25 protein-coding genes are annotated in these 25,745 nt (G+C 70.4%); 19 read left to right on the forward strand and 6 right to left on the reverse strand.

All coding sequences use genetic code 11. The features are described 5' to 3' along the window. Nucleotides 1-69: 69 nt before the first annotated feature. From ACZ7PG_RS16155 to ACZ7PG_RS16170, 4 genes are all read right to left on the reverse strand, one after another. The gene (locus ACZ7PG_RS16155; RefSeq protein WP_470239827.1) at nt 70-1,395 is read right to left on the reverse strand and encodes a cellulose binding domain-containing protein; all 1,326 of its coding nucleotides are present in this window, start codon (nt 1,393-1,395) and stop codon (nt 70-72) included. 11 nt (nt 1,396-1,406) lie between these two features. Continuing rightward, on the reverse strand, nt 1,407-2,156 hold the full coding sequence (locus tag ACZ7PG_RS16160; protein ID WP_470239828.1) for a 3D domain-containing protein: 750 nt from the start codon (nt 2,154-2,156) through the stop codon (nt 1,407-1,409). Nucleotides 2,157-2,299: 143 nt separating this feature from the next. Next, on the reverse strand, nt 2,300-2,938 hold the full coding sequence (locus ACZ7PG_RS16165; protein WP_470239829.1) for an alpha/beta fold hydrolase: 639 nt from the start codon (nt 2,936-2,938) through the stop codon (nt 2,300-2,302). A gap of 10 nt (nt 2,939-2,948) precedes the next feature. After that, nucleotides 2,949-3,629: an HNH endonuclease family protein gene (locus ACZ7PG_RS16170; RefSeq protein WP_470239830.1), complete on the reverse strand. Its 681-nt coding sequence runs from the start codon at nt 3,627-3,629 to the stop codon at nt 2,949-2,951. Nucleotides 3,630-3,807: 178 nt separating this feature from the next. Here ACZ7PG_RS16170 and ACZ7PG_RS16175 point away from each other — a divergent pair, with 178 nt between their 5' ends. The 16 genes from ACZ7PG_RS16175 (at nt 3,808) to hypB (ending at nt 16,219) form a co-directional block, all read left to right on the forward strand. Further along, the gene (locus tag ACZ7PG_RS16175; RefSeq protein ID WP_470239831.1) at nt 3,808-4,851 is read left to right on the forward strand and encodes a tetratricopeptide repeat protein; all 1,044 of its coding nucleotides are present in this window, start codon (nt 3,808-3,810) and stop codon (nt 4,849-4,851) included. A gap of 122 nt (nt 4,852-4,973) precedes the next feature. Beyond that, nucleotides 4,974-5,594, forward strand: a complete 621-nt coding sequence (locus ACZ7PG_RS16180) for a D-sedoheptulose-7-phosphate isomerase (RefSeq protein WP_470239832.1) — start codon at nt 4,974-4,976, stop codon at nt 5,592-5,594. Nucleotides 5,595-5,641: 47 nt separating this feature from the next. Then, a complete protein-coding gene (locus ACZ7PG_RS16185; RefSeq protein WP_470240772.1) occupies nt 5,642-5,827 on the forward strand; it encodes a HypC/HybG/HupF family hydrogenase formation chaperone in 186 nt (61 codons plus the stop codon). Nucleotides 5,828-5,843: 16 nt separating this feature from the next. Further along, nucleotides 5,844-6,530, forward strand: coding sequence for a D-sedoheptulose-7-phosphate isomerase (locus ACZ7PG_RS16190; protein ID WP_470239833.1), 687 nt, complete (start codon nt 5,844-5,846; stop codon nt 6,528-6,530). Further along, on the forward strand, nt 6,527-7,585 hold the full coding sequence (locus ACZ7PG_RS16195) for an NADH-quinone oxidoreductase subunit B family protein (RefSeq protein WP_470239834.1): 1,059 nt from the start codon (nt 6,527-6,529) through the stop codon (nt 7,583-7,585). The genes ACZ7PG_RS16190 and ACZ7PG_RS16195 overlap by 4 nt, the downstream gene beginning before the upstream one ends. Continuing rightward, the gene (locus tag ACZ7PG_RS16200) at nt 7,582-9,354 is read left to right on the forward strand and encodes a nickel-dependent hydrogenase large subunit (protein WP_470239835.1); all 1,773 of its coding nucleotides are present in this window, start codon (nt 7,582-7,584) and stop codon (nt 9,352-9,354) included. Before ACZ7PG_RS16195 ends, ACZ7PG_RS16200 begins: the two co-directional genes overlap by 4 nt. Next, complete coding sequence (locus ACZ7PG_RS16205) at nt 9,351-9,869, forward strand: NifU family protein (RefSeq protein WP_470239836.1); 519 nt, start codon at nt 9,351-9,353, stop codon at nt 9,867-9,869. Before ACZ7PG_RS16200 ends, ACZ7PG_RS16205 begins: the two co-directional genes overlap by 4 nt. Next, entirely contained in the window at nt 9,866-10,453 is a 588-nt protein-coding gene (locus ACZ7PG_RS16210; RefSeq protein WP_470239837.1) for a DUF5947 family protein, read from the forward strand. The genes ACZ7PG_RS16205 and ACZ7PG_RS16210 overlap by 4 nt, the downstream gene beginning before the upstream one ends. Beyond that, nucleotides 10,446-11,075 (forward strand): DUF6084 family protein, encoded by a 630-nt coding sequence (locus tag ACZ7PG_RS16215; protein WP_470239838.1) that lies wholly within the window; start codon nt 10,446-10,448, stop codon nt 11,073-11,075. Before ACZ7PG_RS16210 ends, ACZ7PG_RS16215 begins: the two co-directional genes overlap by 8 nt. Further along, nucleotides 11,072-12,223 carry a hypothetical protein gene (locus ACZ7PG_RS16220; protein ID WP_470239839.1) on the forward strand — a complete coding sequence of 384 codons (1,152 nt, stop codon included), beginning with the start codon at nt 11,072-11,074 and terminating at the stop codon, nt 12,221-12,223. The genes ACZ7PG_RS16215 and ACZ7PG_RS16220 overlap by 4 nt, the downstream gene beginning before the upstream one ends. Next, nucleotides 12,220-12,708: a hydrogenase maturation protease gene (locus ACZ7PG_RS16225; RefSeq protein ID WP_470239840.1), complete on the forward strand. Its 489-nt coding sequence runs from the start codon at nt 12,220-12,222 to the stop codon at nt 12,706-12,708. Before ACZ7PG_RS16220 ends, ACZ7PG_RS16225 begins: the two co-directional genes overlap by 4 nt. Nucleotides 12,709-12,711: 3 nt before the next feature. Next, nucleotides 12,712-12,984 (forward strand): HypC/HybG/HupF family hydrogenase formation chaperone, encoded by a 273-nt coding sequence (locus ACZ7PG_RS16230; RefSeq protein ID WP_155548558.1) that lies wholly within the window; start codon nt 12,712-12,714, stop codon nt 12,982-12,984. Between the two features lie 10 nt (nt 12,985-12,994). Then, a complete protein-coding gene (gene hypD / locus ACZ7PG_RS16235; RefSeq protein WP_470239841.1) occupies nt 12,995-14,122 on the forward strand; it encodes a hydrogenase formation protein HypD in 1,128 nt (375 codons plus the stop codon). Beyond that, on the forward strand, nt 14,119-15,195 hold the full coding sequence (hypE, locus tag ACZ7PG_RS16240; RefSeq protein ID WP_470239842.1) for a hydrogenase expression/formation protein HypE: 1,077 nt from the start codon (nt 14,119-14,121) through the stop codon (nt 15,193-15,195). The genes hypD and hypE overlap by 4 nt, the downstream gene beginning before the upstream one ends. Further along, complete coding sequence (locus ACZ7PG_RS16245) at nt 15,196-15,531, forward strand: hydrogenase maturation nickel metallochaperone HypA/HybF (protein WP_470239843.1); 336 nt, start codon at nt 15,196-15,198, stop codon at nt 15,529-15,531. Next, the gene (gene hypB / locus ACZ7PG_RS16250) at nt 15,524-16,219 is read left to right on the forward strand and encodes a hydrogenase nickel incorporation protein HypB (RefSeq protein ID WP_470239844.1); all 696 of its coding nucleotides are present in this window, start codon (nt 15,524-15,526) and stop codon (nt 16,217-16,219) included. The genes ACZ7PG_RS16245 and hypB overlap by 8 nt, the downstream gene beginning before the upstream one ends. Here hypB and hypF read toward each other — a convergent pair. Next, nucleotides 16,176-18,326, reverse strand: a complete 2,151-nt coding sequence (gene hypF, locus ACZ7PG_RS16255; protein WP_470239845.1) for a carbamoyltransferase HypF — start codon at nt 18,324-18,326, stop codon at nt 16,176-16,178. The two genes, hypB and hypF, sit on opposite strands and share 44 nt — an antisense overlap. 182 nt (nt 18,327-18,508) lie before the next feature. Between hypF and ACZ7PG_RS16260 the strand changes: the two genes are divergently transcribed. The 3 genes from ACZ7PG_RS16260 (at nt 18,509) to ACZ7PG_RS16270 (ending at nt 24,793) form a co-directional block, all read left to right on the forward strand. Next, entirely contained in the window at nt 18,509-20,383 is a 1,875-nt protein-coding gene (locus ACZ7PG_RS16260; protein WP_470239846.1) for a hypothetical protein, read from the forward strand. Continuing rightward, a complete protein-coding gene (locus ACZ7PG_RS16265) occupies nt 20,383-23,169 on the forward strand; it encodes an ATP-binding protein (protein WP_470239847.1) in 2,787 nt (928 codons plus the stop codon). Before ACZ7PG_RS16260 ends, ACZ7PG_RS16265 begins: the two co-directional genes overlap by 1 nt. Nucleotides 23,170-23,248: 79 nt before the next feature. Continuing rightward, nucleotides 23,249-24,793, forward strand: coding sequence for a hypothetical protein (locus ACZ7PG_RS16270; protein WP_470239848.1), 1,545 nt, complete (start codon nt 23,249-23,251; stop codon nt 24,791-24,793). Between the two features lie 3 nt (nt 24,794-24,796). On the opposite strand, the gene ACZ7PG_RS16275 is transcribed toward ACZ7PG_RS16270, so the two are convergent. Beyond that, nucleotides 24,797-25,702, reverse strand: a complete 906-nt coding sequence (locus ACZ7PG_RS16275; RefSeq protein ID WP_470239849.1) for a LysR family transcriptional regulator — start codon at nt 25,700-25,702, stop codon at nt 24,797-24,799. Nucleotides 25,703-25,745: the final 43 nt, after the last annotated feature.

A 25,745-nucleotide genomic window follows, 5' to 3' on the forward strand; every position in this document is an offset into this window, starting at 1 on the left:
AAGGCCTCCTTGCCGGGGCTTGGGGACGTCGGCAAGGAGGCCGTCACGGCCTTTCGGCGGTCGGGTGGCTCAGCCCGTGTACGCCTTGAAGATGTTCGTGAACTCGTACAGCGACTGGGAAATCCCCGAGCACGTCGCGACCGCGCCGCCGCCGGGGCAGCCGCCGTTGTCGCGGCCCGCGGACCAGAAGCCGATGCTCGCCACGTGGTTCGCCTGCGCGAACGACAGCAGCTGACGCGCGGCCGCCTGGTCCGTCACCGAGCCCGTGTCGTTGCGGCCGATCATCGGGGTCAGGCCCAGCAGGGCCTTGATCTGCGCGTCGGACTTCGACGGCCAGATCGTCTTCATCTGGCCCAGCGTCGCGTTCGCCGCGGAGACCAGCGCGTCACCCCATGAACCGCTGTAGCCGAAGTCCATCAGCATCGGGTTGACCACGACGTTCAGCCCGCGCGACGCCGCGTCCTGCAGGATCGACACCGAGAACGGGTCCATCCCGTAGTCCTGGCCCTGGATCCGCATCGTGTAGCTGATGTGCGTGCCGCGCTGCTGCTGCAGCCGCAACAGGGCCTGGTTGACCGTCGCCGTCGGAATCGACGCCTCGACGTCGACGTCCAGGTTGTTGCTGCCCACCGCGTCCAGCGTCTTCACGTACGCGTTGTAGAGCGCGTCCACCGAGCCGCACACGTTCTCCAGGTACGGGCCCAGCGCTCCCCCGGACGCCACCGTGACGCCGCCGCCGAGGTTCCGGAGCGCGTTGACGTCGTTGATGATCCGCGAGTCCAGCAGCGGGACCGTGCCGCCCCACTGCGGGTCGCAGCCGAGGCTGCTGCCGAGGGCGAAGGCGAGCGTGAAGTTCTTCTGGCCCGTCGCGTTCGCCACCGAGACCAGTGACGGCGTCGCCATCGTGATGTCGATGTACGGCGACACGCGCGCGCTGCCGCCCGTGGGAGGCGTCGTCGTCGTGGTGGTCGGCGGTGTCGTCGGGGTCGTGGGCGTGGTCGTCGGCGAAGTACCGCCGGCGCACGGCTGGCCGTTCAGCTTGCAGTTCGCGGGCAGGCCGCCGCCGCTGACCAGGAAGCCGAAGCTCGTCGACGCGCCCGCGGCGACGTTCCCGTTGTACTCGCGGTTGGCGAACGAGTGGTGCGAGCCGGAGGGCGTGTCGAGCGCGTCCCAGTAGGACCCGAGCGTCGAGCCGGCCGGCAGGTCGAACTCCAGCTTCCAGCTCGTCAGCGCGGACGTGCCCGCGCTGATCGTGTACTTGGCCTGGTAGCCGGAGCCCCAGTCGGAGTCCTTGGCGAAGGCCGCCGACGGTGCGGTGGCGGCGTTCGCCGGGGCGACGACGAGCACCGTCGCCACCGAGAGAACCGTCGCGGCGAGCGCGAGCTTCGCTTTCATGGCGTCCCCTCTCAGCGCACGGTCAGGGTGAGCCGCTGGATGCCCCAGGCGTCGGCCTGCGAGCCGGGCAGCCAGACGTCGACGATGTCGTCCTTGATCCAGCTGCCGATGTCGGCCGCGTAGCACTCGCCGTAGCCCGGCACCGAGAACCGAGTGCCCCACGGGATGATCCGGGCGTCGACGGCGCAGAAGCCCGGCCCGGCGCTGTAGCCGAGCGCGGTCTGGGCGACGTCGTTGTAGGACGTGACGCGGTAGCTGAGCGTGGTGCCGGCCGGGATGCGGTAGGTCGCGAGGTGGTTGCCGCTGTCGAGGCGGTACGAAGTGGAGATCTGGCCGAGCGAGCCCGGCGAGTTGTCCTCGGCCGTCATCGCGTAGAGCTGGTAGTTCGCGTTCAGGCAGGGGCTCGCGTCGGTGACGGTGAGCGTCGGCTGGCCCCAGTCGCTGATCCACTGGAGGGCCTGGCCGTTGCGGAACGCGCGATAGGCCTTCGCGCCGGAGACGCGGGCGAAGGTGAAGGTGACCTTGCCGTCGGCACCCAGTCCACCGGCGACCGAGCCGGGCGCGGGCAGGCGGTTGCCGACGTTCACGGCGCCGACGAGCGTGCCGGGACCGTGGCCGCCGGTGACCGGGCGGTCGGGGATGGTGCCTTGGTAGAAGTGCTGGCAGGCGGGCAAAGCAGCGGCCGACGCGGGTGCGGCGGGAGCGACGAGGAGGCTGCCGGCCGTGAGGGCGGCGAGTCCGAGGACCCTGGCGAAGCGCATGACGAGGAACCTCCATGGGGGGGGACCGGGGTGGAGGTGACGCGGGTGGGGAGGTGCGGGTTCGCCGCGAAAACGACGTTAAGTGGCCTGGACCACACAGTCAATAGGTCTAGACCTTTAAGTTTTCCGGTCCGCCGAACGGCCTACAGGCAGCTCACCAGCAGATCGGCGATCTGCGCGGGGTGGCTCAGCGGCGCGCAGTGCGGGCCGTCGACCTCGTCGGGCTCGATGCCCAGGCGCTCCTGGGCGACGCGGCGCTGGAAGTCCGGCGTGAAGAACCGGTCGTCGCGGCACAGGACGACCCGGGTCGGGACGTCCGGGTGGGCCGCCAGCGGCCACGGCTCGTCCCACTCCTTGCTCACCTGGTCGCGCCCGTGCGCCATGCCTTCCTCGGCCAGCGGAGCCGGGACGCCGTTGAAGTACGTCTCGAGGTCGGTCAAGCCGGTGGGTGCCGAGAAGCCCGTGTTGCCCCACCACTGCCCCGGCTGCTCCCCCGGCGCCGGGATCATCCCGGCCAGGTAGACCAGCAGCCGCGCGCGCACCTTCTCGGCGACCAGCGGTGCCGTGAACCCGCCGTACGAGTGCCCGACGACGGCGACGTCCGAAGCGTCGCCCAACGCGGCGAGCACCGTGTCCGTGAAGTCGGAAAGCCCGGCCGAGGAGTCGGTGATCGGCAGGTCCGGCGCCACGAAGGCGTGGCCGCGGGCGACCAGTTCCGGGCCGAGCCGGTGGAAGTCCCACCCGCTGCCGCCGCCCCCGTGGATCAGCGCGAAGGTCGTCATAGCGGCCAGCTCAGCAGCGCCGCAGCATGTCCGTCAAGGCCGTTTTCTCCGCTTCGGTGACAGTCAGCCCGTAGTAGTGCTTCACCACGATCCAGTCGGTCGCGTAGGTGCACCAGAACGCCACGAGCGGCGGTTTCCACTGGTCCGGGGCCTTGTCGCTCTTCTGCTGGTTGAGGTTGTCGGTGACGGCGAACAGCTGCGGCCGGGTGAGGTCGTTGGCGAACTGCTGGCGCTTCTCGGTCGTCCACGTCTTGGCGCCGCTGGCCCAGGCCTGCCCGAGCGGAACCATGTGGTCGATGTCGAGGTCGGTCGCCTTGGTCCAGGTCGCGTCGTCGTAGACGCTCTTCCACGTCCCGGACGTCGCCTTGCAGTCCTTGTCCGTCTTGACGTCGGTGCCGGCGCGCTTCAGGACGACCTCGCGGGTGTCGCAGCTCGAACCCTGGCCGACCCAGTGCGGGAACTTCTCGCGCGAGTAGCCGTCCATGGACGTCCGCGCGGCGATGGTCAGCTCGCCGAGCTGCTTCTGGACGTCGGCGGCGGTGGCCGGAACCGGTGCCGAGGACGACGACGGCGGCGGGGTCGCGCCGGAGCTTCTGCTCGTGGCCCAGTACCCGAAGAGTGCGATCGCCAGTATCGCGACTACCAGCAGAGATCGTTGGGTCACGCTGAGCCGAAAGCCGCGGGCCGACACGATTTTCTCCTCTCGAATTCACCTGGGCGCGGCGTAGTCTCACCCCTGCCGGCCTGGGAAAACCGCGCCGACACGACGACCTGGCGCGAATGTGACCTCGCCCACCCACGGCAGAGGTGTCACATCAAGCCGATCAACTGCGACTACCGGAGCAGGACCCATCCGGAGGGAGCAGCCGATGCCCGGCCGGCTCAAAAAGTTCGACGAGTTCTTCCAGCGCAAAGCCGCCGAGGGCGGCAACGTCGTCGCCATGGCCCGCATGGGGTCGGCGATGCGGGAGCGCGGGGACCTCGCCGAGGCCGAAACGTGGTTCCGCAAGGCCGCCATGGGCGGCGACCGCGTCTCGATGACCTCGCTCGCCCACCTGCTGGCCGACCGCGGCGTGCTCGACGAGGCCGAGCGCTGGTACCACGAGGCCGCCCTGGCCGGCGAGCCGCACGGGATGCTGAACCTCGCCAAGTCGTACGAGCGGCGCGGCAAGCGCGAAGACGCCCAGCACTGGTACGGCGAGGCGGCCCGCACCGGTGACCTGCCCTCGATCGCCGCGCTCGGGCACCTGCTCCGCGAGCAGCACCGGACCGAAGAGGCCGAGACGTGGCTGCGGCAGGCCGCCGACGCCGGGATCACCAACGCGATGATCGACCTGGGCATCGTGCTCCGCGACCGCGGTCAGGCCGCCGAAGCTTCCCGCTGGTGGCGCTCGGCCGTGCTGGCCGGCGACCTCGCGGCCACCTGCCAGCTGGGCCGGCAGGCCGAACGCCTCGGCCGGCCCGCCGACGCCGAGAACTGGTACCGCCAGGGCGCGACCGGCGGGCACGTCGAGGCGATCGTCCGGCTCGGGCTGCTACTGCACCGCCGCGGCGACCTCGAAGAGGCCGAGAACTGGTACCTCGACGCCGCCGAGCGCGGCGACCCCGCGGCGATGACCAACCTGGGCGTGCTCGCCCGCAACCGCGGCGACGAAGGCGAGGCCGCCGCCTGGTACCGCAAGGCGGCCGAACACGGCAGCGTTCCGGCGCTCACCAATCTCGGGCACCTCGCCGAACACCGTGACGACCTCGCGGAAGCCGAGCAGTGGTTCCGGCGGGCCGCGGAGACCGGAGACGTCCAGGGCATGCTCAGCCTGGCCCGGATGCTGCGGTCACGCGGGTCCGGCCATGAGGCCGAACAGTGGCTCGCCCGGGCGGAGCACCTCCAGGACGACCGCGAGCACCACGTCTGAGCGGCTGATCAGACCCACTTGGCGTAGCGGAGACCCTCTTCGTACTCTTGTGTGATCCAACTCACATCTCTAATCTGGGGTGCGCTCCCACCACCGAGCAGTCGTCCCGAGGAAGTGCCGCGATGCCGTGGTCACCGAATCACCCGGACTCCGTCGACGCCCTCTTCGAGCGCCGCAAGGCGCCCGTGCTCGCGCTGGCCGATGACGCGCACACGGTCGCCGAGGCGTGCCACGGCATGGCCCGCCGCTTCCACCGCGGCGGCAAGCTCGTGGTGTTCGGCAACGGCGGCCCCAGCACCGACGCCCAGCACGTCGCGGTCGAGTTCGTCCACCCGGTGATCGTCGGCAAGCGGGCGCTGCCGGCCCTCTCGCTCACCGCCGACGTCGCGACGGTCACCGGCGTGGCCAACCGCGTCGGACTCGACGACGTCTTCGCCCACCAGCTGCGGATCATCGGCGAGCCCGCGGACATCGCGCTGGGCATCTCCACCGACGGCGCCTGCGCGAACGTCCGCCGTGCGCTCGAAACGGCCCGGGACGCCGGCATGCTCACCGTCGCGCTGACCGGCGGCGACGGCGGCGCGATCGCCACGACCCCCGGGCTCGACCACGTCCTCGTCGCCCGGTCGGCCGACCCCCGCGTCGTCAAGGAGGTCCACGTGACCACCTACCACGTGCTGTGGGAGCTGGTGCACGTCTTCTTCGAGCAACCCGGCCTGCTGTCCCCGGAGGTGGCGTCGTGAACGCCCGTGACGCCGACAGACAAGCCGGCCCCGTCTGCCACGACGGGGTGTGCATCACCTGCTCCGACACCGCGGTCGAGGTGACCGTGGTCGAGCTCCTCGAAGACGAGCTCGCTGTCGTGGACACCGGATCCACCCGGGAAGAGGTCAGTGTGGCGCTGGTCGAGGCCGGCGTCGGCGACCGCATCCTGGTGCACGCCGGGGAAGCCATCGCACGTCTGGAGAAGTCTTAGCCGCGGGAGAACCGGCATGACGCGGGAACACCCCGTCACCGATGGTCTCGAAGCGCTGTACCCGTTCCTGTACGCGGGTTCCGGTGACCTCGACGCCGTCATCCGCCAGGTCGAGCAGTCCACTGTGGACAAGGTGCGCGAGATCGTCGCCCTGCGCGGCGACGTGCTCGCGGCCGACCGCGACCGCCTGTTCGCGTGCGCCCAGGACCTGGCGCGCGCGTTCCGCGGCGGTGGCAGGCTGCTCGCCTTCGGCAACGGCGGCAGCTCGACCGACGCCCAGGACCTCGCCAGTCTGTTCCTCAGCCCGGCGGGCGACGCGAAGCCGTTGCCCGCCTTCGGGCTGACGAACGACATCGCGGTGGTGACCGCCCTGTCCAACGACATCGGGTTCGACGTCGTGTTCGCCCGGCAGATCGGTGCTTTCGGGCGTCCCGGCGACATCGCGGTCGGCCTCTCGACGAGCGGCAACTCCGCGAACCTGTTGCGCGCCTTCGACGAAGCCGCCCGGCGCGGCCTGGTGACCGTCGGCATCGCCGGCTACGACGGGGGAAAGATGGCCGAGCTGGACAGCATCGACCACCTCTTCGTCGTCCCGTCACCTTCCGTGCACCGCATCCAGGAAGCCCAGACGACCCTCTACCACGCGCTGTGGGAGCTGACCCTCGGCGCGCTCGACGACTTCGCCAAGGGTGATCAGCCGTGACGCATGCCGCAGAACAAACCGAAGAGCAGCCCATCCACATCCTCTGGATCAACGCCGGCCTCTCGTGCGACGGCGACTCCGTCGCGCTGACCGCCGCCACGCAACCGAGCATCGAGGAAATCGTCCTCGGCGCTTTGCCCGGCTTGCCCAAGATCGCGGTCCACTGGCCGTTGATCGACTTCGAGTGCGGCCCGGACAAGGGGGCCGACACGTTCATCGAGTGGTTCTACAAAGCCGACCGCGGCGAGCTGGAACCGTTCGTGCTGGTCGTCGAGGGCTCGATCCCGAACGAGGCGATCAAGGAAGAGGGCTACTGGTGCGGCTTCGGGAACAACCCCGAGACCGGCCAGCCGATGACGACCAGCGAGTGGCTCGACCGGCTGACGCCCAAGGCGCTGGCGGTGATGGCCGTCGGCACGTGCGCGACCTACGGCGGCATCCACGCGATGGAGGGCAACCCGACCGGCGCCATGGGCGTGCCCGACTACCTGGGCTGGGACTGGAAGTCCGGCGCCGGCATCCCGATCGTCTGCGTGCCCGGCTGCCCGACCCACCCGGACAACCTGTCCGAGACCATCACCTACCTGCTCTACCAGGCCGCCGGGCAGGCGCCGATGATCCCGCTCGACGACCACCTGCGGCCGCAGTGGCTCTTCGGCGCGACCGTGCACGAAGGCTGCGACCGCGGCGGCTACTACGAGCAGGGCGAGTTCGCGACCGAGTACGGCTCCCCGAAGTGCCTGGTCAAGCTGGGTTGCTGGGGGCCGGTCGTGAAGTGCAACGTGCCCAAGCGCGGCTGGATCAACGGCGTCGGCGGCTGCCCGAACGTCGGCGGGATCTGCATCGGCTGCACCATGCCGGGCTTCCCGGACAAGTTCATGCCGTTCATGGACGAGCCGCCGGGCGCGCAGGTGTCGTCGCTGGCCAGCGGCGCGTACGGGTCGGTGATCCGCCGGCTGCGGAAGATCACCGAGCGCAAGCTCGACAAAGAGCCCAAGTGGCGGCACACGGGCAAGAAGCTCGACACCGGCTACCAGGCGGAGGCGCGGTCATGACCGAGATGAAGGACAAGACCGACCTCGTCGAGATGGCGTGGGACCCGATCACCCGGATCGTCGGCAGCCTCGGGATCTACACGAAGATCGACTGGGCGGCCAAGCGCGTCGTCGAGTGCCACAGCACGTCGTCGGTCTTCCGCGGCTACAGCATCTTCATGAAGGGCAAGGACCCGCGCGACGCGCACTTCATCACCAGCCGGATCTGCGGGATCTGCGGCGACAACCACGCGACGTGCTCGGTGTACGCCCAGAACATGGCCTACGGGGTGCGCCCGCCGCACCTCGGCGAGTGGATCATCAACCTCGGCGAGGCCGCCGAGTACATGTTCGACCACAACATCTTCCAGGAGAACCTGGTCGGGGTCGACTACTGCGAGAGGATGGTCGCCGAGACCAACCCCGGCGTCCTCGAGCTGGCCAACCGCACCGAGGCGCCGCACGCGGGTGACCACGGTTACCGCACCATCGGCGACATCATGCGCTCGCTCAACCCGCTCGAAGGCGAGTTCTACCGCGAGGCCCTGCAGGTCAGCCGGTCAACGCGCGAGATGTTCTGCCTGATGGAAGGCCGGCACGTCCATCCGTCCACTTTGTACCCCGGCGGCGTCGGCACGGTCGCGACCGTGCAGCTGTTCACCGACTACCTGACCCGGCTCATGCGCTACGTCGAGTTCATGAAGCGCTGCCTGCCGATGCACGACGACCTCTTCGACTTCTTCTACGAAGCCCTGCCCGGCTACGAAGAAGTCGGGCGACGCCGGATCCTGCTCGGTTGCTGGGGCAGCCTCAACGACCCCGTGCACTGCGACTTCACCTACGAGAACATGGAGGCCTGGGGCCGCAAGATGTTCGTGACGCCCGGCGTGGTCGTCGACGGCAAGCTCGTCACGACGAGCCTGGTCGACATCAACCTCGGGATCCGGATCCTGCTCGGCAGCTCGTTCTACGAGGACTGGGCCGACCAGCCGATGTTCGTCACGCAGGACCCGCTGGGCAACCCGGTCGACCAGCGCCACCCGTGGAACCAGCACACCATCCCGCGCCCGGCCAAGCGCGACTTCGACGGCAAGTACTCGTGGACGATGTCGCCGCGCTGGTTCGACGGCAAGGACCACCTGGCCCTCGACACCGGCGGCGGCCCGATCGCCCGGCTGTGGGTGACGGCGCTGGCCGGGCTCGTCGACACGCCGTACCTGAAGTCGACCGGCCACAGCGTCAAGATCTCCTTGCCGCGCACGGCGACCAAGCCCGAAGTCGAGTTCGAGTGGAAGATCCCGAAGTGGAGCAACGCGCTCGAGCGCAACCGCGCCCGGACGTACTTCCAGGCGTACGCGGCCGCCCTCGCACTGCACTTCGCCGACCAGGCCCTCGGTGAGGTCCGCAAGGGCAACACCAAGACGTGGGAGCCGTTCAAGGTCCCGGACGAGGGCGTGAGCTGCGGCTTCACCGAAGCGGTCCGCGGCGTGCTCTCGCACCACATGGTGATCAAGGGCGGCAAGATCGCGAACTACCACCCGTACCCGCCGACGCCGTGGAACGGCAGCGTGCGCGACAGCTTCGGCACGCCGGGGCCGTACGAGGACGCCGTCCAGAACACGCCGATCTTCGAGGAGAACACGCAGGAGAACTTCAAGGGCATCGACATCATGCGCGCGGTCCGCAGCTTCGACCCGTGCCTGCCCTGCGGCGTCCACATGTACACCGGCAAGGGCAAGGTCATCGAGCGGCTGCACACCCCGCACGCGTTCGGCGGGGAGCTCGGATGACGGAGGTCGACCGGGTCGGCGAGCGCATCGAGCAGCTGCTGGGCGAGTTCGGCGGACCGGACGCCGAGCTCGCCGAGGACCTCGTCCACACGCTGCTCGAGTTCTACGGCGCCGGACTGGCCCGGATCGTCGAGCTCGTCGACCGGCCGATGCTGGACCGGCTGGCCGCGGACGAGCACATCCGCGGCCTGCTCGTGCTGCACGACCTGCACCCCCGGTCGACGCACGAACGCGTCACCGAGGCGCTCAACAAGGTCCGTCCGTACCTGGGTTCGCACGCCGGAGACGTCGAGTTCGTCGAAATCGCCGACGGTGTCCTGCGGCTGCGGCTGCAGGGCACCTGCGACGGCTGCCCGTCCTCGACGGTCACCGCCAAGTACGCCATCGAGCGCGTGGTCCGGGAAGCCGCGCCGGAGATCTCCGACGTCGTCGTCGAAGGGGTCGTGCCGGAGGAAACCGGGCCCGGCGGCCGTCCGCTGCTGCCGCTGGTCCCGTGTCCCGTGGAGGTCCCGTGACGGGCGGCCTGCGCAGGTTCCGCGCTCCCGTCCAGCGCGCCGCGCCGGGCGAGAAGTGCGAGATGTGCGCGGAACCGATCGGCGACGGGCACGGGCACGTCATCGACCTCGAATCCCGGACGATCATGTGCGCCTGCCGGGGCTGCTACCTGCTCTTCACCCACCGCGGCGCGGGCGGGAAACGGCACCGGGCGGTGCCGGACCGCGTCCGGCACCTCCCGCACTTCGAGCCCGGCGCCGCGCTGTGGGCGTCGGCCGGCATCCCGGTCCGGACGGCGTTCCTGTTCCGGAACTCGGTGCAGGACCGCATCGTCGCGTTCTACCCGAGCCCGGCGGGTGCGACGGAGTCCCTGCTCCCGCTGGGCACGGGCGACGACCTGCTCGCCGACGTCACCGACGACGTCGAAGCACTCCTGGTGAACCAGCTCGACGACGGCTTCGAGGGGTTCCTGGTGCCGATCGACGTCTGCTACGAGCTGGTCGGGCTCGTCCGGACGACGTGGCGCGGCTTCGACGGCGGCACCGAAGCACACGAGGCTATCGACGGCTTCTTCGCGCGGCTGCGGGAGCGCAGCGATGGCTGAGCTGACCTTCGACTGCATCGACGTCCGGCCGCTGAAGTACGCCGCGTCCCCGACGCTGGCGTTCAAGCTGCGGATCTCCGAGCTGAGCGGGCAGCCCGTCCACGCGATGGTGCTGCGCGTCCAGATCCGCATCGAGCCGCAGCGCCGCCGGTACGCCGACGACGAGTCGGAGCTGCTCACCCACCTCTTCGGCGAGCGATCCCGGTGGGGCGACACTCTCAAGCCGTTCCAGTTCACGACGATCTCGGTGACCGTGCCGGGATTCACCGGCGCCACCGAGGTCGACGCCGAGGTGCCGTGCACCTACGACCTCGAAGTCGCCGCCGGCAAGTACTTCCACGCACTGTCCGAGGGCGTCGTGCCGATGGTGCTGCTGTTCAGCGGGACCGTGTTCGGCAAGGGCGGGCCGGGGTTCTGGGTCGAGCAGGTGCCGTGGCACACGCAGGCCGAGTGCCGGATGCCGGTGAGCGTCTGGGACGACCTGATGTCCCGCTACTTCCCGAACGTCGCGTGGATCAAGCTGCCGCGCGAGACGGTGGACGCGCTGCTCAAGTACAAGGCGCAGCACGCGATCCCGACCTGGGAAGCCGCCGTCGAACAGCTGCTGGCCGGTGGACCGTGAACGTTCTCGAGCAGGCCCGCGCGGTCGGCGACGCCGTGCTCTACGAGGGCTACCTCCTCTACCCGTACCGGGCGTCGGCGGGGAAGAACCGCGTGCGCTGGCAGTGGGGCGTGCTGATGTCGCCGTCGTACGCGTCGGCCGAGATCGGCGAGCACGCGTCGGCCCGCGTCGAGTGCGTCATCGAGCCGCTGGCCCACACGATCCTGCACGTCAAGCTGCGGTTCCTGCAGACCCGGACGCAGGACACGACGTGGGACGAAGCCGTCGAGCACGAGATCGACTTCGAGCTGCCGCTCTCGGAACTCCCGGCCGAAGCGCCGTTCCACGTGCCGGGCGACGGGCAGCGGACGCACGAGCTGTCCGGCGTCCTCACCGCCCGGGCCGACCCGCTCGACGGGCCGTTCGGCGGCACCCGCCTGCGGCTGGACCTGCACAACACGACGTCGTGGCAGTCCGACGGCGTCCGCGAGCACGCCCTCCGCCACGCGCTGCTCGCCGCCCACCTGGTGCTCAGCGTCGACACCGGGCACTTCCTGTCGATGCTGGACCCGCCGGAGTGGGCGAAACCCGCGGTCGAAGCCTGCCGGCAGGAGCGGCTGTGGCCGGTGCTGATCGGCGACACGTCACGCAGCACGGTGGTGCTCGCGTCGCCGATCATCCTCTACGACGACCCGTCCATCGCCGCCGAAAGCGCCGGGGAGCTCTTCGACGGCACGGAGATCGACGAGATCCTGACGCTGCGCACGATGACGCTGACCGACGAGGAGAAGCGCGAGGCCCGGGCGACCGACCCGCGCGCGGCGGCCATCGTGGACCGCGTCGACTCGATGCCGCCCGAGCTGCTGGAGCGGCTGCACGGCGCGGTCCGGTCCCTGCGACCGGTCGAGCCCTCGGTGGTCGTCGCCGGTGTCCGCGTCGCCGTCGGATCGCGCGTGCGGCTGCGGCCGAACCTGCGCGGTACGGACGCCCAGGACATGTTCCTCACCGGCCGGGACGCCACCGTGCGGCTCGTCCTGTCCGATGTGGACGGCGGCACGCACGTCGCGGTCACCCTCGACGACGACCCCGGCGCCGACCTGCAGCACGCGCACGGGCGGTACCGGTACTTCTCCCCAGACGAGATCGAACCCTTGGAGGTCGCGGAATGAGGCCACGAGTCCTGGTCGCCGGTATCGGCAACATCTTCCTGGGCGACGACGGTTTCGGCGTCGAGGTCATCAAGGAGCTGGAGGGGACCGACCTGCCGCCCTGGGTGCAGATCGCCGACTACGGCATCGCCGGCATGCACCTCGCCTACGACCTGATGGGCGGCTACGACACGACGATCCTGCTCGACGCGACCCCGCACGGCCGTCCGCCCGGGACGCTCTCGCTGATCGAGGCCGACACCGAGGACCTGGCCGCCACGGCGTCGATCGACGCGCACGGCATGCGGCCGGACGCGGTGTTCCGGCTGCTCAGGTTGCTCGGCGGCGACGCCGGACGCGTCCTGCTCGTCGGCTGCGAACCGGCCTGCCTCGACGAAGGGATCGGACTCTCACCCGAGGTGACCGCGGCCGTCCCCGCCGCGGTCCGCGCCGTCACCGAACTGGCCTGGGGCACCAGCCCGAGGCTGCAAACCACGGAGGTCTGAGCCATGTGCCTCGGGATCCCGGGCGAGATCATCGAACTCAGCGAGGAGCGCCCGGACCTCGCGAAAGTCTCGGTCAGCGGCGTCAAGCGGCTCATCAACATCGGCCTGCTCGACGACGACCCGCCGAAGCCGGGCGACTGGATCCTCATCCACGTCGGCTTCGCACTGTCCAAAATAGACGAGCAGGAGGCCGCGGCCGCCCTGGAGTTCCTCGAAAGCATCGGCAAGGCCTACGAGGACGAAATGGCCGCCCTGCTCGAATCCCGGATCGACTAGAGGAGTCGTCATGCGTTTCGTCGACGAGTTCCGCGACGCGGAGAAGGCGCGGGCGCTGTCCGCGAAGATCACGTCGCTGTGCGAGCCGGGCCGCCACTACAAGTTCATGGAGGTCTGCGGCGGGCACACGCACACCATCTACAAGCACGGCCTCGAGGACTACCTGCCCGAGAGCATCACGCTGGTGCACGGGCCGGGCTGCCCGGTGTGCGTGATCCCGATGGGCCGCATCGACGACGCCATCCACATCGCCCGGCAGCCCGGGGTGCTCATGACGTCGTTCGGCGACATGATGCGCGTGCCCGGCTCCGGCGGGAACTTCTTCGACTCCAACGCCGAAGGCACGAACATCCGGATGGTCTACTCGCCGCTCGACTCGCTGAAGATCGCGCGGCAGAACCCGGACCTGCGCGTCGTGTTCATGGCGATCGGGTTCGAGACGACCACGCCGTCCACCGCGATGACGCTCCTGCGCGCGGCCGCCGAAGGCATCGAGAACTTCTCGGTGTTCGCCAACCACGTCACGATCATCCCGGCGATCAAGGCCATCCTCGACTCCCCCGACCTGCGGCTCGACGGCTTCATCGGCCCGGGCCACGTCTCCACGGTGATCGGCTGCCGGCCGTACGAGTTCATCGCCCGCGACTACGGCAAGCCCGTCGTCGTCGCCGGGTTCGAGCCCCTGGACATCCTGCAGTCGATCTACATGCTGATGGTCCAGCTCTCGTCGGGGCGGTCCGAGGTCGAGAACCAGTACTCCCGGGTCGTCCCCTGGAACGGCAACCTCGTCGCGCTGAAGGCGATCAACGAGGTCATGGAGCTGCGGCCGTACTTCGAGTGGCGCGGCCTCGGGTTCATCACGCATTCGGCGATGGCGATCCGCGCGAAGTACGCGAAGTTCGACGCCGAGCGGATCTTCGAGATCCCCGGCCTGCGCGTCGCCGACCCGAAGGCGTGCCAGTGCGGCGAGGTGCTCAAGGGCGTGCTGAAGCCGTGGGAGTGCAAGGTGTTCGGCACCGCGTGCACCCCGGAGACGCCGATCGGGACGTGCATGGTCTCGCCCGAAGGCGCCTGCGCGGCGTACTACAACTTCGGCCGGTTCAGCCGTCAGCGCGTCCGGGAGGCGAGCCGCGCATGACCACGACGGAACGCGAGCAGCAGGTCCTCGACCGCATCGAGCGGGCGCGGCGCCGGCGCGCGAAGGTGCGCGAGGAGCGCATCACGCTGTCGCACGGCGCGGGCGGCAAGTCGACGCACACGCTGATCGAAGCGGTGTTCCTCGACGCGTTCCGCAACCCGCTGCTGGAACCCCTCGAAGACTCGGCGTCGCTGACCATCGGCGACGCGCGGCTCGCGTTGACCACGGACTCCTACGTCGTCTCGCCGCTGTTCTTCCCCGGCGGGAACATCGGCGACCTGGCGGTCAACGGCACGGTCAACGACCTCGCCGTGTCCGGCGCGCGGCCGCTGTACCTGACCGCGGGGTTCATCCTCGAAGAAGGCTTCCCGGTCGAGGACCTGCTGAAGATCGTCGACTCGATGAAGACGGCGGCGCTCGCGGCGGACGTCCAGATCGTCACCGGAGACACCAAGGTCGTCCAGCGCGGCAAGGCCGACGGCGTGTACGTCAACACGGCCGGGGTCGGGGTGCTCACCCGCACGGGCCTCGGCGTGGCCACCGTGAAGCCCGGAGACGCCGTCCTCGTCTCCGGGCCGATCGGTGACCACGGCGTCACGATCATGCTGGCCCGCGGCGAGCTCGACATCGACGCCGACCTGGAGTCCGACACCGCGCCGGTGCACGAGCTGGTCGCCGGGCTGCTGGCCGCGGTCCCCGGCGTGCGCGCGATGCGGGACGCGACCCGCGGCGGCGTCGCGACGATCCTCAACGAGATCGCGAAGGCCGCGGAGGTCGCCGTGGTCGTCGACGAGAAGGCCGTCCCGGTGCGCGACGAGGTCCGCGGCGCGTCGGAGCTGCTCGGCATCGACCCGCTGTACGTCGCGTGCGAAGGCCGGATCGTGGTCGTCGTCGACGGCGCCCAGACCGACGCCGCCCTGGCCGCGCTGCGCTCGCACCCGCTCGGCGCGGACGCCGCGGTGATCGGCCGGATCGCCGACGACCCGCCGGGGATCGTGCTGCTGAACACCGCGTTCGGTGGCACCCGGATCGTGGATCTGCTGGTCGGGGACCCGCTGCCGAGGATCTGCTGAATGCACGAAATGGCGATCACGCAGTCGGTCGTCGACGCGATCGTCGCCCGCCTCGGCGAGGCGGCGGTGTCGTGCGTCCGGCTGGAGATCGGGCGGCTGTCCGGGGTGGTGCCGGACAGCGTCCGGTTCTGCTTCGACGTCCTCTGCGCGGGGACTTCGCTGGAAGGTGCCCGCCTGGACATCGCCGAGCCGAGGGGCCAGGCCCGCTGCCGCGACTGCGGCGACGAGTTCACCCTCGACGACTTCATCCTGCTGTGCCCCTGCGGCAGCGCCGACGTTTCGGTGCTCGCGGGGCGGGAACTGCGCATCACTTCGGTGGAGGTCAGCCATGTGTGACACCTGCGGCTGCTCGGATTCGGCCGTCCGGATCACCGACCACGCGCACACCGTGGTCATGGAGCAGGACATCCTGGCGAAGAACGACGAACTCGCGTCGCACAACCGCGCGCACCTGCGTGCGTCGGACGTCTTCGCGATCAACCTGATGAGCTCGCCCGGCGCGGGGAAGACGACGCTGCTGGAGCGGACCATCCGGGCCTCGGACGCGCCGTGCGCGGTGATCGAGGGCGACCAGGAGACGCTGCTCGACGCCGAACGCATCAAGGCCACGGGCGCGCCGGTGGTGCAGATCAACACCGGCGCCGGCTGTCACCTCGACGCGTCGATGCTGCACCGGGCGCTGCATTCGCTGTCACCACCGGCGGGCTCGACGCTGTTCATCGAGAACGTCGGCAACCTGGTCTGCCCGGCGCTGTTCGACCTCGGCGAGACGGCGCGGGTCGTGGTCCTGTCGGTGACCGAGGGGCCGGGGAAGCCGTTGAAGTACCCGCACATGTTCGCCGCGACGGACCTCGTGCTGCTGAACAAGGTCGACCTGCTGCCGTACGTCGACTTCGACGTCGCCGAGTTCGAACGGGACGTCCGCCGCGTGAACCCGTCGGCCGCAGTGCTGCGGGTCAGCGCGACGCGCGGCGACGGCCTCACCGAGTGGTACGACTGGCTACGGCGACCTGTCCGAAGCTGATCCCGCCGTCGTTGGTGGGCACGTTCCGGTGGGTCAGGACGCGGAAGCCCCGTCGTTCCAGCTCGTCGACCGTCCGGTCGAGCAGCAGGACGTTCTGGAACACACCGCCGGAGAGCGCGACCGTGGTGCTGTGGTCCCGGAAGCGGTCGCAGGTCCGCGCGATCGCGTCGGCGACGCCGTTGTGGAACCGGGCGGCTCTCTTCGGTTTCGCGCTGGGGTCGTCCAGGAGGGCGGCGATGAGGTCCTCACCGTGGACTTCCTCGTCGATGCGCGCCCGGTAGGCGGTCGTTTCGGCCGGGTCGGCCAGCTGCTCCAGCTCGATCGCGGCCTGGCCTTCGTAGGTGATGGTGTCCCGGACGCCGAGCAGCGCGGCGGCGGCGTCGAAGAGGCGGCCGGCGCTGGAGGTCAGGGGTGAGTTGAGGCCGCTGCGTTTGAGCTTCACGACGTCTTCCCGGGCCGGCCGCCCGAGTTCGTCCACATAGGACGCTGCCATCCGCCAGGGCTGCCGGATGGCCATGACACCGCCGGGCATCGCGACCGGCCGGAGATGGCTGAGACGCCGGTAGCTCGTCAGGTCGGCGAGGAGGAACTCGCCGCCCCAGATGGTGCCGTCGGGGCCGAAGCCGGTGCCGTCGAAGGCGACGCCCAGCACCGGACCGTCTTCGCCGTTGTCGGCCAGGCAGGCGGCGATGTGGGCGTGATGGTGCTGCACGCCGAGCAGGTCGACGTCCAGGTCGAGCGCGTACTTCGTGGACAGGTACTCGGGGTGCAGGTCGTGCGCGACGAGCGCCGGCTCGATGTCGAAGAGGCGCTTGAAGTGCTCGATGCCTTCGGTGAAGGACTTGAGCGTCTCGTAGTTCTCCAGGTCGCCGATGTGGTGCGAGACGAAGGCGTGGCGCCCCTTGGCGAGGCAGAAGGTGTTCTTGAGCTCGGCGCCGCAGCCGAGCAGGTCCCGCTTCGCGTCGAGCCGGACCGGCTCCGGCGCATAGCCGCGTGACCGCCGTTGGACCTGGGGTCCGCCGCGGGTGATCCGGACGACGGAATCGTCGGTCCGGACGTGGATCGGCCGATCGTGGGTGAGGAACGCGTCGGCGATGCCCTGCAGGCGGCCGAGGTCTTCGTCGCGGTACACGATCGGCTCGTCGGACACATTCGCGCTGGTCAGCACGATCGGCCCGGTCTCCTGCAGGAGGAGGTGGTGCAGCGGCGTGTAGGGCAGCATCAGCCCGATCCGCCGGTTCCCGGGCGCGACGGCGGCCGCGAGATCCGCCGTCTTCGGGAGCAGCACGATGGGTCGCCGCCTGCCGTTGAGCACCTCTTCGGCTGTCGCGTCGACTTCGGCCAGCTCCCGGGCCTGCGCCAGGTCCGCGACCATGACGGCGAAGGGCTTGTCCTCGCGGTGTTTCCTCGCACGCAGTTTCGTCGCGGCCTCTTCGTGCCGGGCGCCGACGGCGAGGTGGTAGCCGCCGAGGCCCTTGATCGCGACCACCTTCCCCTCACGCAGGGCTTCGACGGTCGCCGCGATCGGCTCCCCGCCACCGGGCTCGAACCGCAGCGTGGGCCCGCAGGCGGGGCAGCAGACGGGCTGGGCGTGGAACCGCCGGTCGGCCGGGTCGTCGTACTCCCGCTCGCACTCGGCGCACATCGCGAAGCCGGCCATGGTGGTGAGCGGCCGGTCGTAGGGCACGCCCTGGACGATCGTGAACCGCGGGCCGCAGTTCGTGCAGTTGACGAACGGGTACCGGAACCGCCGGTCGCCGGGGTCGCGCAGCTCCCGCAGGCAGTCGTCGCAGGTCGCGGAATCGGCGGAGATCAGCGTGTCGGCGACCCCACCGGCCGAGCTGGCGACGATCCGGAACCCGGTGTCCCCGATCGGGGGAATTTCGCGGGTCTCGACGTGCTCGACGACCGCCAGCGGCGGCGCTTCGGCCGTCAGCGCGGCGACGAAATCCCCGACCCGATCCGGCGTGCCTTCGGCCTCGGCGAACACGCCGTGGACGTCGTTCCCGACGAGCCCGGAGACGCCGATCCGCAGCGCCAGACCGTGGACGAAGGGCCGGAAGCCGACGCCCTGCACGACCCCGCCGACCCTGATCGCCAAGCGCACGCACCGAGTGTCCGCCCCCGGCCACGTGCCGTCCAGCGGACAGTGGCCGGATGTGGACGATCGGGGGAACGCTGTCACTTTCGTCGGTCCCCCGGGGCACACTGATCCGGCAACCGGGCGAATGGCGGACTCCGGAGGGGCCAGTGCAGGGGCGGGACGTTGCGGTCGGCGGCACGACCGAAATGTGGGAGCGGCTTTTCGGGGCACGCGAAAACTGGGGCTGGGAGTTCACCCCGCCGGCGGCGGTCACCCTGAGCCCGGAGGCGGCCGCCCCGCCGGTCGCCGAGCAGGTGTACGCGCCGCACGACTACCAGCTGCGGCAGCGGCGCAGCAAGCGTGCCTGGCTGGGGCTGCTGGGCTGGCTCGCGCTCACCTTCGTCCTCGTCGTGATGGTCGGCGGGATGATGGACGCTGTCTCGAAGACCATCCCGCAGGCCGCCGAGGTGACCACCACCGTCGTGCTCGGCATCGGGATCATCCTCGCGGTCGTGCACTTCTTCCGGACGCGGCGGCGGTTCACCGTCATGAAGCGCGGCTACGAGTCCAACTACAACCGCGCGCTCGAGTCGTACACGCAGGCCCACTTCGCCTGGGAGCAGCGGGTTGCCGAGCACGACCGCCGCGAGCGCGACCGCTTCGGCTCCGCGATGCTGTGGCAGCCGGTGAAGCTGAGCTCGCGGCCGAACCGCGTCGACGTCTTCGGCGGGACCGAGGACGGCTGGGCGAGCCTGCTCGCCACCAGCGGCGCCGCCCAGCTGGCCGGCGGCGCGTCGATGCTGCTGCTGGACCTGACCGACATGGCCGTGGGCGACGACCTGGCGATCGCCGCGGCCGCCAAGGGCTACGAGGTCGCGGTGCACGAGCTGCCGCGCGACCTCGGCGCGTTCGGCCTGCTCGGCGACCTCGACCCGCACGAGCTGGCCGAGGTCCTCGCCGAAGCCATGTACAACCTGAACCGGACCGCACTCGGGCAGGACCTGCGCGGCCTGCACGCCGACCTGCTCACCACCGTCGCCGAGCGGCTGAGCGGGCCGGTCACGTTCACCAAGCTCGTCGCCGGGCTGCAGGTGCTGCGCCGCGTGTACGACGCGGGCTCCGACGAGACGCTGTCGGCCGAGGAGCTGCGGAAGCTCAACTCCTATGTGGACACCGTCGGCAACACCGAGCAGGTTCGCAACGAGCTGATCGCGCTCGAAGGCGAGATCCGCGGGCTGGCGCGGGCCGAGAGCGCCGCCGAAGGCGTGCCCACCGGGTTCCGGGCGAGCTGGCCGTCGCGCGGCCTCTCGGTCGTCGCGACCCGGACCAAGATCGGGCGGCACAAGCGGTTCCTCGACCACGTCGTCTTCCACCGCGCGCTCCAGGAGCTGCATTCGCGGGACACGACCGGCCGTGAGGTGCTGGTCGTCGCGGGGGCGGACCAGATCGGCCTCGAAGCTCTGGAAGCGATGGCCCAGCAGGCCCGGCGCGCGGGCGTCCGGCTCGTCTTCCTGCTCCGGCACCTGCGTGACGACCTGCAGAAGCTGCTCGGCGGCTCCGGCAGCGTCAGCCTCTTGATGCAGCTGGGCAACGCGAACGAGGCGGCGAACGCGGCGGAGTTCATCGGCCGCGGCTTCAAGTTCGTCCTCTCGCAGCTGACCGCCGAGATGGGCAAGACCTTCACCGAGGGCAACTCGTCCAGCACCGGCGGCTCGGTCGGCTCGTCGAACAGCCGCGGCTACAGCGTCGGCGGCAGCAGCAGCTTCAACAGCGGTAGCGGCGGCAGCGGCGGGTCGTGGTCGTCGGGCTCGAACTGGAGCCGGAACACCAGCTCGTCGACCTCACGCGAGAGCAACTGGCAGGACACCGTCAACCAGTCCGAAGCCATCTCGCGCAGCGAGGGCGAGACGCGGGCCCGCGTGTACGAGTTCCAGGTGGAGCCGACCGCGCTGCAGTCGCTCGCGCCGACGGCGTTCGTGCTGGTCGAGGCCGGTCCCACCGGGCGTCGGGTGGTCATGGGCGACTGCAACCCCGGCATCGTCCTGCTCGACCGGGTCGCCCGCGACGCGCTGCCGCGCTGATGTCCCTGTCGGAGGGCTTCCGCTTCCACCGGCTGCTGTCCGTTCCCCGCGGCGACGACCTGGCGACGGACGCCGACCGGCCCGATGAGACCGGCGGCCGGGTCCCGGCCCAGCTCTTCGCCGCGCTGACCGCGGCCCACGCCGACCTGCGCCACCGCGGCCCGGACGCGGCGTTCGCCGTCGCCTGGGAGCGCACGGGCGGGGCACGACCCCTGCGTGTGCTGGTCGGCGGCCGGCCGCACTCGCCTGTCGCGCGCCCGGCTGACGGGCCGGCGCCGATCCTCTACCCGCCGGGCAGCCTGGGTACGCCGGTACCCACGCCGGACTGGGCCGCGCTGCCCGCGTGGACCCGCTGCACGGGCGCGCCCGATCCACTGTGGACACCGCAGTCGGGCGAGCGGCCACCGGGCCGCGGCGGGTTCGACGACTACGTCGCCCACCTGCCCGGCGAGTTCGTCTGGCTGATCATCGCCGAGCCCCGGAGTGCCGACGCCGTCGAGCGGGAGCTGCTCGGGCTCGAGACGACGATCCCGCGGCTGCGGCAGCGGGAGAACTCCGAGCCGGACCGGATCGCGCTGCTGCGGGCGGAGGGCCGGTACCGGGAGCTGTCACGGGCGCAGTCCGCCGGGCTGTGGACGGTGCACGTCCTGGTCGGCGGCCCGGACGAGCCGGGCACCCGCGCCGCGGCGGCGTTGCTCTGCAGTGCCAGCGACCTCGACGCGCTCCCGTACGTGCTGACACCCGGCACGGACTGCGTCCCGTTCGACGCGGTGTGGAAGAACGAGGGTGCCTTCTCGGCGCCCGGCGAGTTCGTCGCCGCGATCGCCCGCCCGCCGCGGCGCGAGCTGCCGGGGATCCGGATGACCGAGCCACCGCTGTTCGACGTCACCCCGGAGTTCACCGGCGAGATCCCGCTCGGCACGGTCCTCGACGACGCCGACCAGCCGGTGGGCGAGTTCCGCGTCGCGCTCGACACGCTCAACCGCCACACGTTCGTCGCGGGCGCGACGGGTTCGGGCAAGTCCCAGACCGTCCGGCACCTGCTCGAAGGCCTGCACGAGGCGGGCGTGCCGTGGCTGGTCATCGAGCCGGCGAAGGCCGAGTACGCGGCGATGGCGGGCCGGCTGGGCTCTTCCGGGCGGGTGACGGTGATCCGCCCGGGCGACCCGGACGCGTACCCGGCCGGGCTGAACCCGCTGGAACCGGCGGCGGGCTTCCCGCTGCAGACGCATCTGGACCTCACGCGAGCGCTGTTCCTGGCGGCGTTCGACGCGGACGAGCCGTTCCCGCAGGTGCTCGCGCAGGCGCTGACCAGGTGTTACGTCGACCAGGGCTGGGACCCGGTGACCGGCGAGGTCCGCGGGCGTGTCGGCCCGGTGAAGTACCCGAGCCTCGGCGACCTGCAGACGACGGCGATCGAGGTGGTCAAGGGCATCGGCTACGGCAAGGAGGTCGCCGACAACGTCCGCGGCTTCGTCGACGTCCGTATCGGCTCCCTCCGGCTGGGGACGCCCGGCCGGTTCTTCGAGGGCGGCCACCCGTTGGATGTCGCGGAGTTGTTGCGCGGCAACGTCGTCCTGGAGATCGAGGACATCGGGTCCGACATGGACAAGGCGTTCTTCATCGGCGCGGTGCTGATCCGCCTGTTCGAGCACCTGCGCGTCCACCACGTGGCCGGTGCGTCGGGTCTCAAGCACGTGCTGGTGCTGGAGGAGGCGCACCGGTTGCTGAAGCGGGCGGAGCCGGGGAGCCCGACCGAGCACGCGGTGGAGCTGTTCACGTCGCTGCTGGCGGAGATCCGGGCGTACGGCGAAGGGATCGTCGTGGCGGAGCAGATCCCGGGCAAGATCGTGCCGGACGTCATCAAGAACACGGCGTGCAAGATCCTCCACCGCCTCCCGGCCCTGGACGACCGTTCGGCGGTCGGCGCGACGATGAACCTGAGCGAGGCCCAGTCCCGCCACGTCGTGACGCTGCCCCCGGGCCGAGCGGCGGTGTTCACGGACGGAATGGACCGCCCGCTGCGGCTGTCGATGCCGCTGCGCGCGTCTCTCGAGGACGCTTCTCTGGCTTCTTCGACTCCGGCTTTGGCTTCGCTGCGCAGTGTTGCTTGTGGACAGTCATGTGCCGCTCGGCCGTGCTCGCTCCGAGAGCTGGGCGACGCGGTGTACCGCGCGGACGAGGACCCGCGCCTGGTGCTGTGGCTGGAGTTGCTGACGGTCGCGCACATCACGGGTCGTCCCGCGCCTTCGCCGTCCTCGTCGTGGATCGCTTCGCTGCACGCGGCGTACGACGAGCGGACGTTGGAGTGCGCGGTGGCGCACCGTCTCCAGACCGCGGTGGACGCCCGGTACGCGGGAATCACGGAGTACAACCCGGCGGACGCGTTCCTGGCGCATTTGGTTTCGTCGGCCCGGCAGACGTTGTCGGGTAGTCCGGGGTGCGACGGCGTCGAGGTCCGCTGGCAGGCGGGGAGTTACCGCTGGTACGACGTTTTGGTGGCGTTGAAGCGGGACGAGCCGGTGGACACGGCGTCGCGGGGGTTGACGCTTCCGGGTTCGACGCCCGCTGAGCAGCTGTCAGCGTTGCGGCAGCGGCCGGACACCTGGCGCAACGACGACGCGACGGTGCTGGGGACGACGTCGCCGACGTTGATCAGCGTGGCAGCGGGGCGCCTGAGCAACGCGCGAGATCGAGTGGAGCAGTTCAACGCGGCGACGGGGTTCTTGAACCTGAGGTTCCCAGCGGCCCGGGTCCTGCGGATGGACACGAAGCGAGGGGGCTGAGTTGAGCGAGACGAGCGACGCACCGGAGGCGCCGGAGCCGCCCCCGGACCCGCCATCGGACGACCGCGCGGAAGGCCCGGTGGAGGACGAGGAGCCGGGCGCGACGGAGTCGTCGGAGGAGAGCCCGGTAGAGGACGGCGCCCAGCCGTCGGATTCGGCGGAGGGCCCAGTCGAGGACGGCGCCCAGCCAGCGGATTCAGCCGAGGCACCGCCGCCCGACGAGGGCCCGGTCGAGGACGACGAGCCGGCACCTGAGAGTGCGGAGGTTCCGGAGGAAAACGCCACCAACGAGACCGACGACGCCGACGAGCCCCCAGCCGCCGACGATGGCGCCGAGGACCCGAACCCTCCCGAAGACACCGACGAAACCCCCGCCGCCGACGAGCAGGCCGAAGACCCCAACCCTCCCGGCGACACCGAGGGCGCGGAAGACCGCACCGAAGAGGCGGACCGCCTCGAGGACGACAACACCGCGGACGAGACCGACCGCAGCGAAGACGAAACCGCCGACGACCAACGCACCGACGAAACCGACGAAACCGACCAGGCTGACCAGGCTGATCGAGCCGACCAAGCCGACCGCCGCGAAGACGAAGCCACCGACCCCGCCGACGACCCCAACCCTCCCGACGACGACCAGTCCGACACCGACGCCGACGACCCGGACAACACCGAGCGGGAACGGGAACTAAAGCCGGACGACCCGCGCTGGGACGGCCAGTGGAACTCGACGACTTCCGAGGCCCAGACCGAACAACCGGCAGCCGGGCAGGAGCAACAGGCCGTCGAACGCGATGCGCCCGAGGAACACGGCGACTTCGAGCGGGAACGGGAGCTCACCCCGCGCACCCAGGCCGCGAACGAGTCGTCCGCCGAGGCGCGGGTCGAGCAGCAAGCCCCGAGCCAGGAAATCCCCGACGGGCCGGACCAAGCCGAAGCGCGACCCGAGATCCCCGGCCCCGAGCGGTCACCCGTCGAGATCCCCGCGCGACAGGATCAGCAGGAGCTGAACCTGGGCGTCCGGGAGGCCGGCGCGGAAGCGCAGGACTCCGGCCGACCTCCCGGGCCCGACGCCGGCGACCCGCCCGACGGCCCTGGAACGGACGACGACCCCGGAGGCCCGCCCCCGCCGGAGTCGAGGATCCCGGAACTGGGACCGAACGACTATCTGGCCGTTGTCAACGAACGTGGCGAACTCGAGGAACTGCAAACCCCGGGTCAGCCGGCTCCCGAGCGCGAGAAGCCGAACCGTGAAGAGGTCGGAGTCGCCGACGACGACGTGCCGGACGATCCGGAGAAGGACGAGCTGGAAGAGTCCGAGGAAGCGGAAGAATACGTCGACTCGGTCATCGAAGGACGTCCCGAAAGCGAAAAAGCCGAAACCAGCGAGGAGAAACCCAAGACCGGCCACGAAAAGACCGAGATCCGGACCGGTCACGAGGCGAGGATCGATTCGGTGCCCCCGCCGGAACCGACCATCGGCGTCCTCACCTCCGCCGCCTTGGGTATCGCCGCGCTGTCCGAGCGGGGGCTCAAAGGGTTCACCGACACGATCAAATCGCTGCGCGGTGGCGAGCCGTCGATGATGCCGGAAGAAACCCCGGACGAAGACGACAAGAAATAGCCGCTACGGGCTCCACTCGGTGAGGGCCGGGAGGTCCGGCGGCTGCCGCAGGACGTCCAACACCACGTTCACCCCCGCGCGCAACGGTGTTCCCCTCCGCACCACCGCCGCGATCGTGCGGGTCACCGGGGATATCAGCTCACGCGTCGACACTCGATAACGGCGGTCCACCGCCAGCTCCGGCAGCAGCGCGATCGACAACCCGGCCTCGACGTGCTGCAACGTCATCAGGTAATTGCTGAACCGGCACACCACCCGCGGCTCGAAACCCGACTCGCGGCACAGGCGCAGCGTCAGGTTCGCCATGTACGACCGCGGCACGTCCAGCGCCCACGGCGAGTCCGCGTACGCCGACAGGTCCGCCGGGCCGCGAGGGCCTTCCGACGACGTCACCAGCACGATCGGGTCCGTCGCCAGCGGGACGATGTCGAGGTCCGGACCCAGCGGCTGCTGCACGAAGTCGGTCGTCGTGATGATCACGTCCGCGTCGCCGCCGCGCAGGGCCGGGATGCTCTCGTGCGGCTCCAGCTCCAGCAGCTCGACCTCCAGGTGCGGGTACGCGCTCGCGAGCCGCGTCACCGCCGGGACCGCCATCGTGTGGATCGCGCTCTGGAACGCGCCGAGCCGGACCTGGCCGACGGGCTCCTCGCCGAGGCTGCGCAGCTCCGCCTCGACCGTGTCCATGTGGTCGAGGATCGCCCGCGCGCGCCGCGCGAGTATCAGCCCCGCCGGCGTCAACCTGACCCGGCGACCCGTGCGTTCCAGCAGCTGGGTGCGGGTTTCCGCTTCGAGCACGGCCAGCTGCTGCGACACGCTCGACGCGCTCAGGTTCGCGTCCTGCGCCACCGCGCGGACCGTCCCGAGGGTGTCGAGCCGGCTCAGCAGCCTCAGGCGCCACGGGTTCAACATCACCGCATTCTTGTACGGAAGAACCGAACAAGAAAGCCGGAAT

This window comes from Amycolatopsis sp. NPDC114504 (genome assembly GCF_055633595.1).

What these genes read in the sequence shown, in the direction of transcription:
- ACZ7PG_RS16265 (WP_470239847.1), top strand. Translation starts at nt 20,383, where the DNA reads ATGTCCCTGTCGGAGGGCTTCCGCTTCCACCGGCTGCTGTCCGTTCCC.
- ACZ7PG_RS16260 (WP_470239846.1), top strand. Translation starts at nt 18,509, where the DNA reads ATGTGGGAGCGGCTTTTCGGGGCACGCGAAAACTGGGGCTGGGAGTTC.
- ACZ7PG_RS16205 (WP_470239836.1), top strand. Translation starts at nt 9,351, where the DNA reads ATGACGGAGGTCGACCGGGTCGGCGAGCGCATCGAGCAGCTGCTGGGC.
- ACZ7PG_RS16160 (WP_470239828.1), bottom strand. Translation starts at nt 2,156, where the DNA reads ATGCGCTTCGCCAGGGTCCTCGGACTCGCCGCCCTCACGGCCGGCAGC.
- ACZ7PG_RS16225 (WP_470239840.1), top strand. Translation starts at nt 12,220, where the DNA reads ATGAGGCCACGAGTCCTGGTCGCCGGTATCGGCAACATCTTCCTGGGC.
- ACZ7PG_RS16165 (WP_470239829.1), bottom strand. Translation starts at nt 2,938, where the DNA reads ATGACGACCTTCGCGCTGATCCACGGGGGCGGCGGCAGCGGGTGGGAC.
- ACZ7PG_RS16155 (WP_470239827.1), bottom strand. Translation starts at nt 1,395, where the DNA reads ATGAAAGCGAAGCTCGCGCTCGCCGCGACGGTTCTCTCGGTGGCGACG.
- ACZ7PG_RS16230 (WP_155548558.1), top strand. Translation starts at nt 12,712, where the DNA reads ATGTGCCTCGGGATCCCGGGCGAGATCATCGAACTCAGCGAGGAGCGC.
- hypB (WP_470239844.1), top strand. Translation starts at nt 15,524, where the DNA reads ATGTGTGACACCTGCGGCTGCTCGGATTCGGCCGTCCGGATCACCGAC.
- ACZ7PG_RS16175 (WP_470239831.1), top strand. Translation starts at nt 3,808, where the DNA reads ATGCCCGGCCGGCTCAAAAAGTTCGACGAGTTCTTCCAGCGCAAAGCC.
- hypE (WP_470239842.1), top strand. Translation starts at nt 14,119, where the DNA reads ATGACCACGACGGAACGCGAGCAGCAGGTCCTCGACCGCATCGAGCGG.
- hypD (WP_470239841.1), top strand. Translation starts at nt 12,995, where the DNA reads ATGCGTTTCGTCGACGAGTTCCGCGACGCGGAGAAGGCGCGGGCGCTG.
- ACZ7PG_RS16275 (WP_470239849.1), bottom strand. Translation starts at nt 25,702, where the DNA reads ATGTTGAACCCGTGGCGCCTGAGGCTGCTGAGCCGGCTCGACACCCTC.
- ACZ7PG_RS16190 (WP_470239833.1), top strand. Translation starts at nt 5,844, where the DNA reads ATGACGCGGGAACACCCCGTCACCGATGGTCTCGAAGCGCTGTACCCG.
- ACZ7PG_RS16215 (WP_470239838.1), top strand. Translation starts at nt 10,446, where the DNA reads ATGGCTGAGCTGACCTTCGACTGCATCGACGTCCGGCCGCTGAAGTAC.
- ACZ7PG_RS16180 (WP_470239832.1), top strand. Translation starts at nt 4,974, where the DNA reads ATGCCGTGGTCACCGAATCACCCGGACTCCGTCGACGCCCTCTTCGAG.
- ACZ7PG_RS16245 (WP_470239843.1), top strand. Translation starts at nt 15,196, where the DNA reads ATGCACGAAATGGCGATCACGCAGTCGGTCGTCGACGCGATCGTCGCC.
- ACZ7PG_RS16200 (WP_470239835.1), top strand. Translation starts at nt 7,582, where the DNA reads ATGACCGAGATGAAGGACAAGACCGACCTCGTCGAGATGGCGTGGGAC.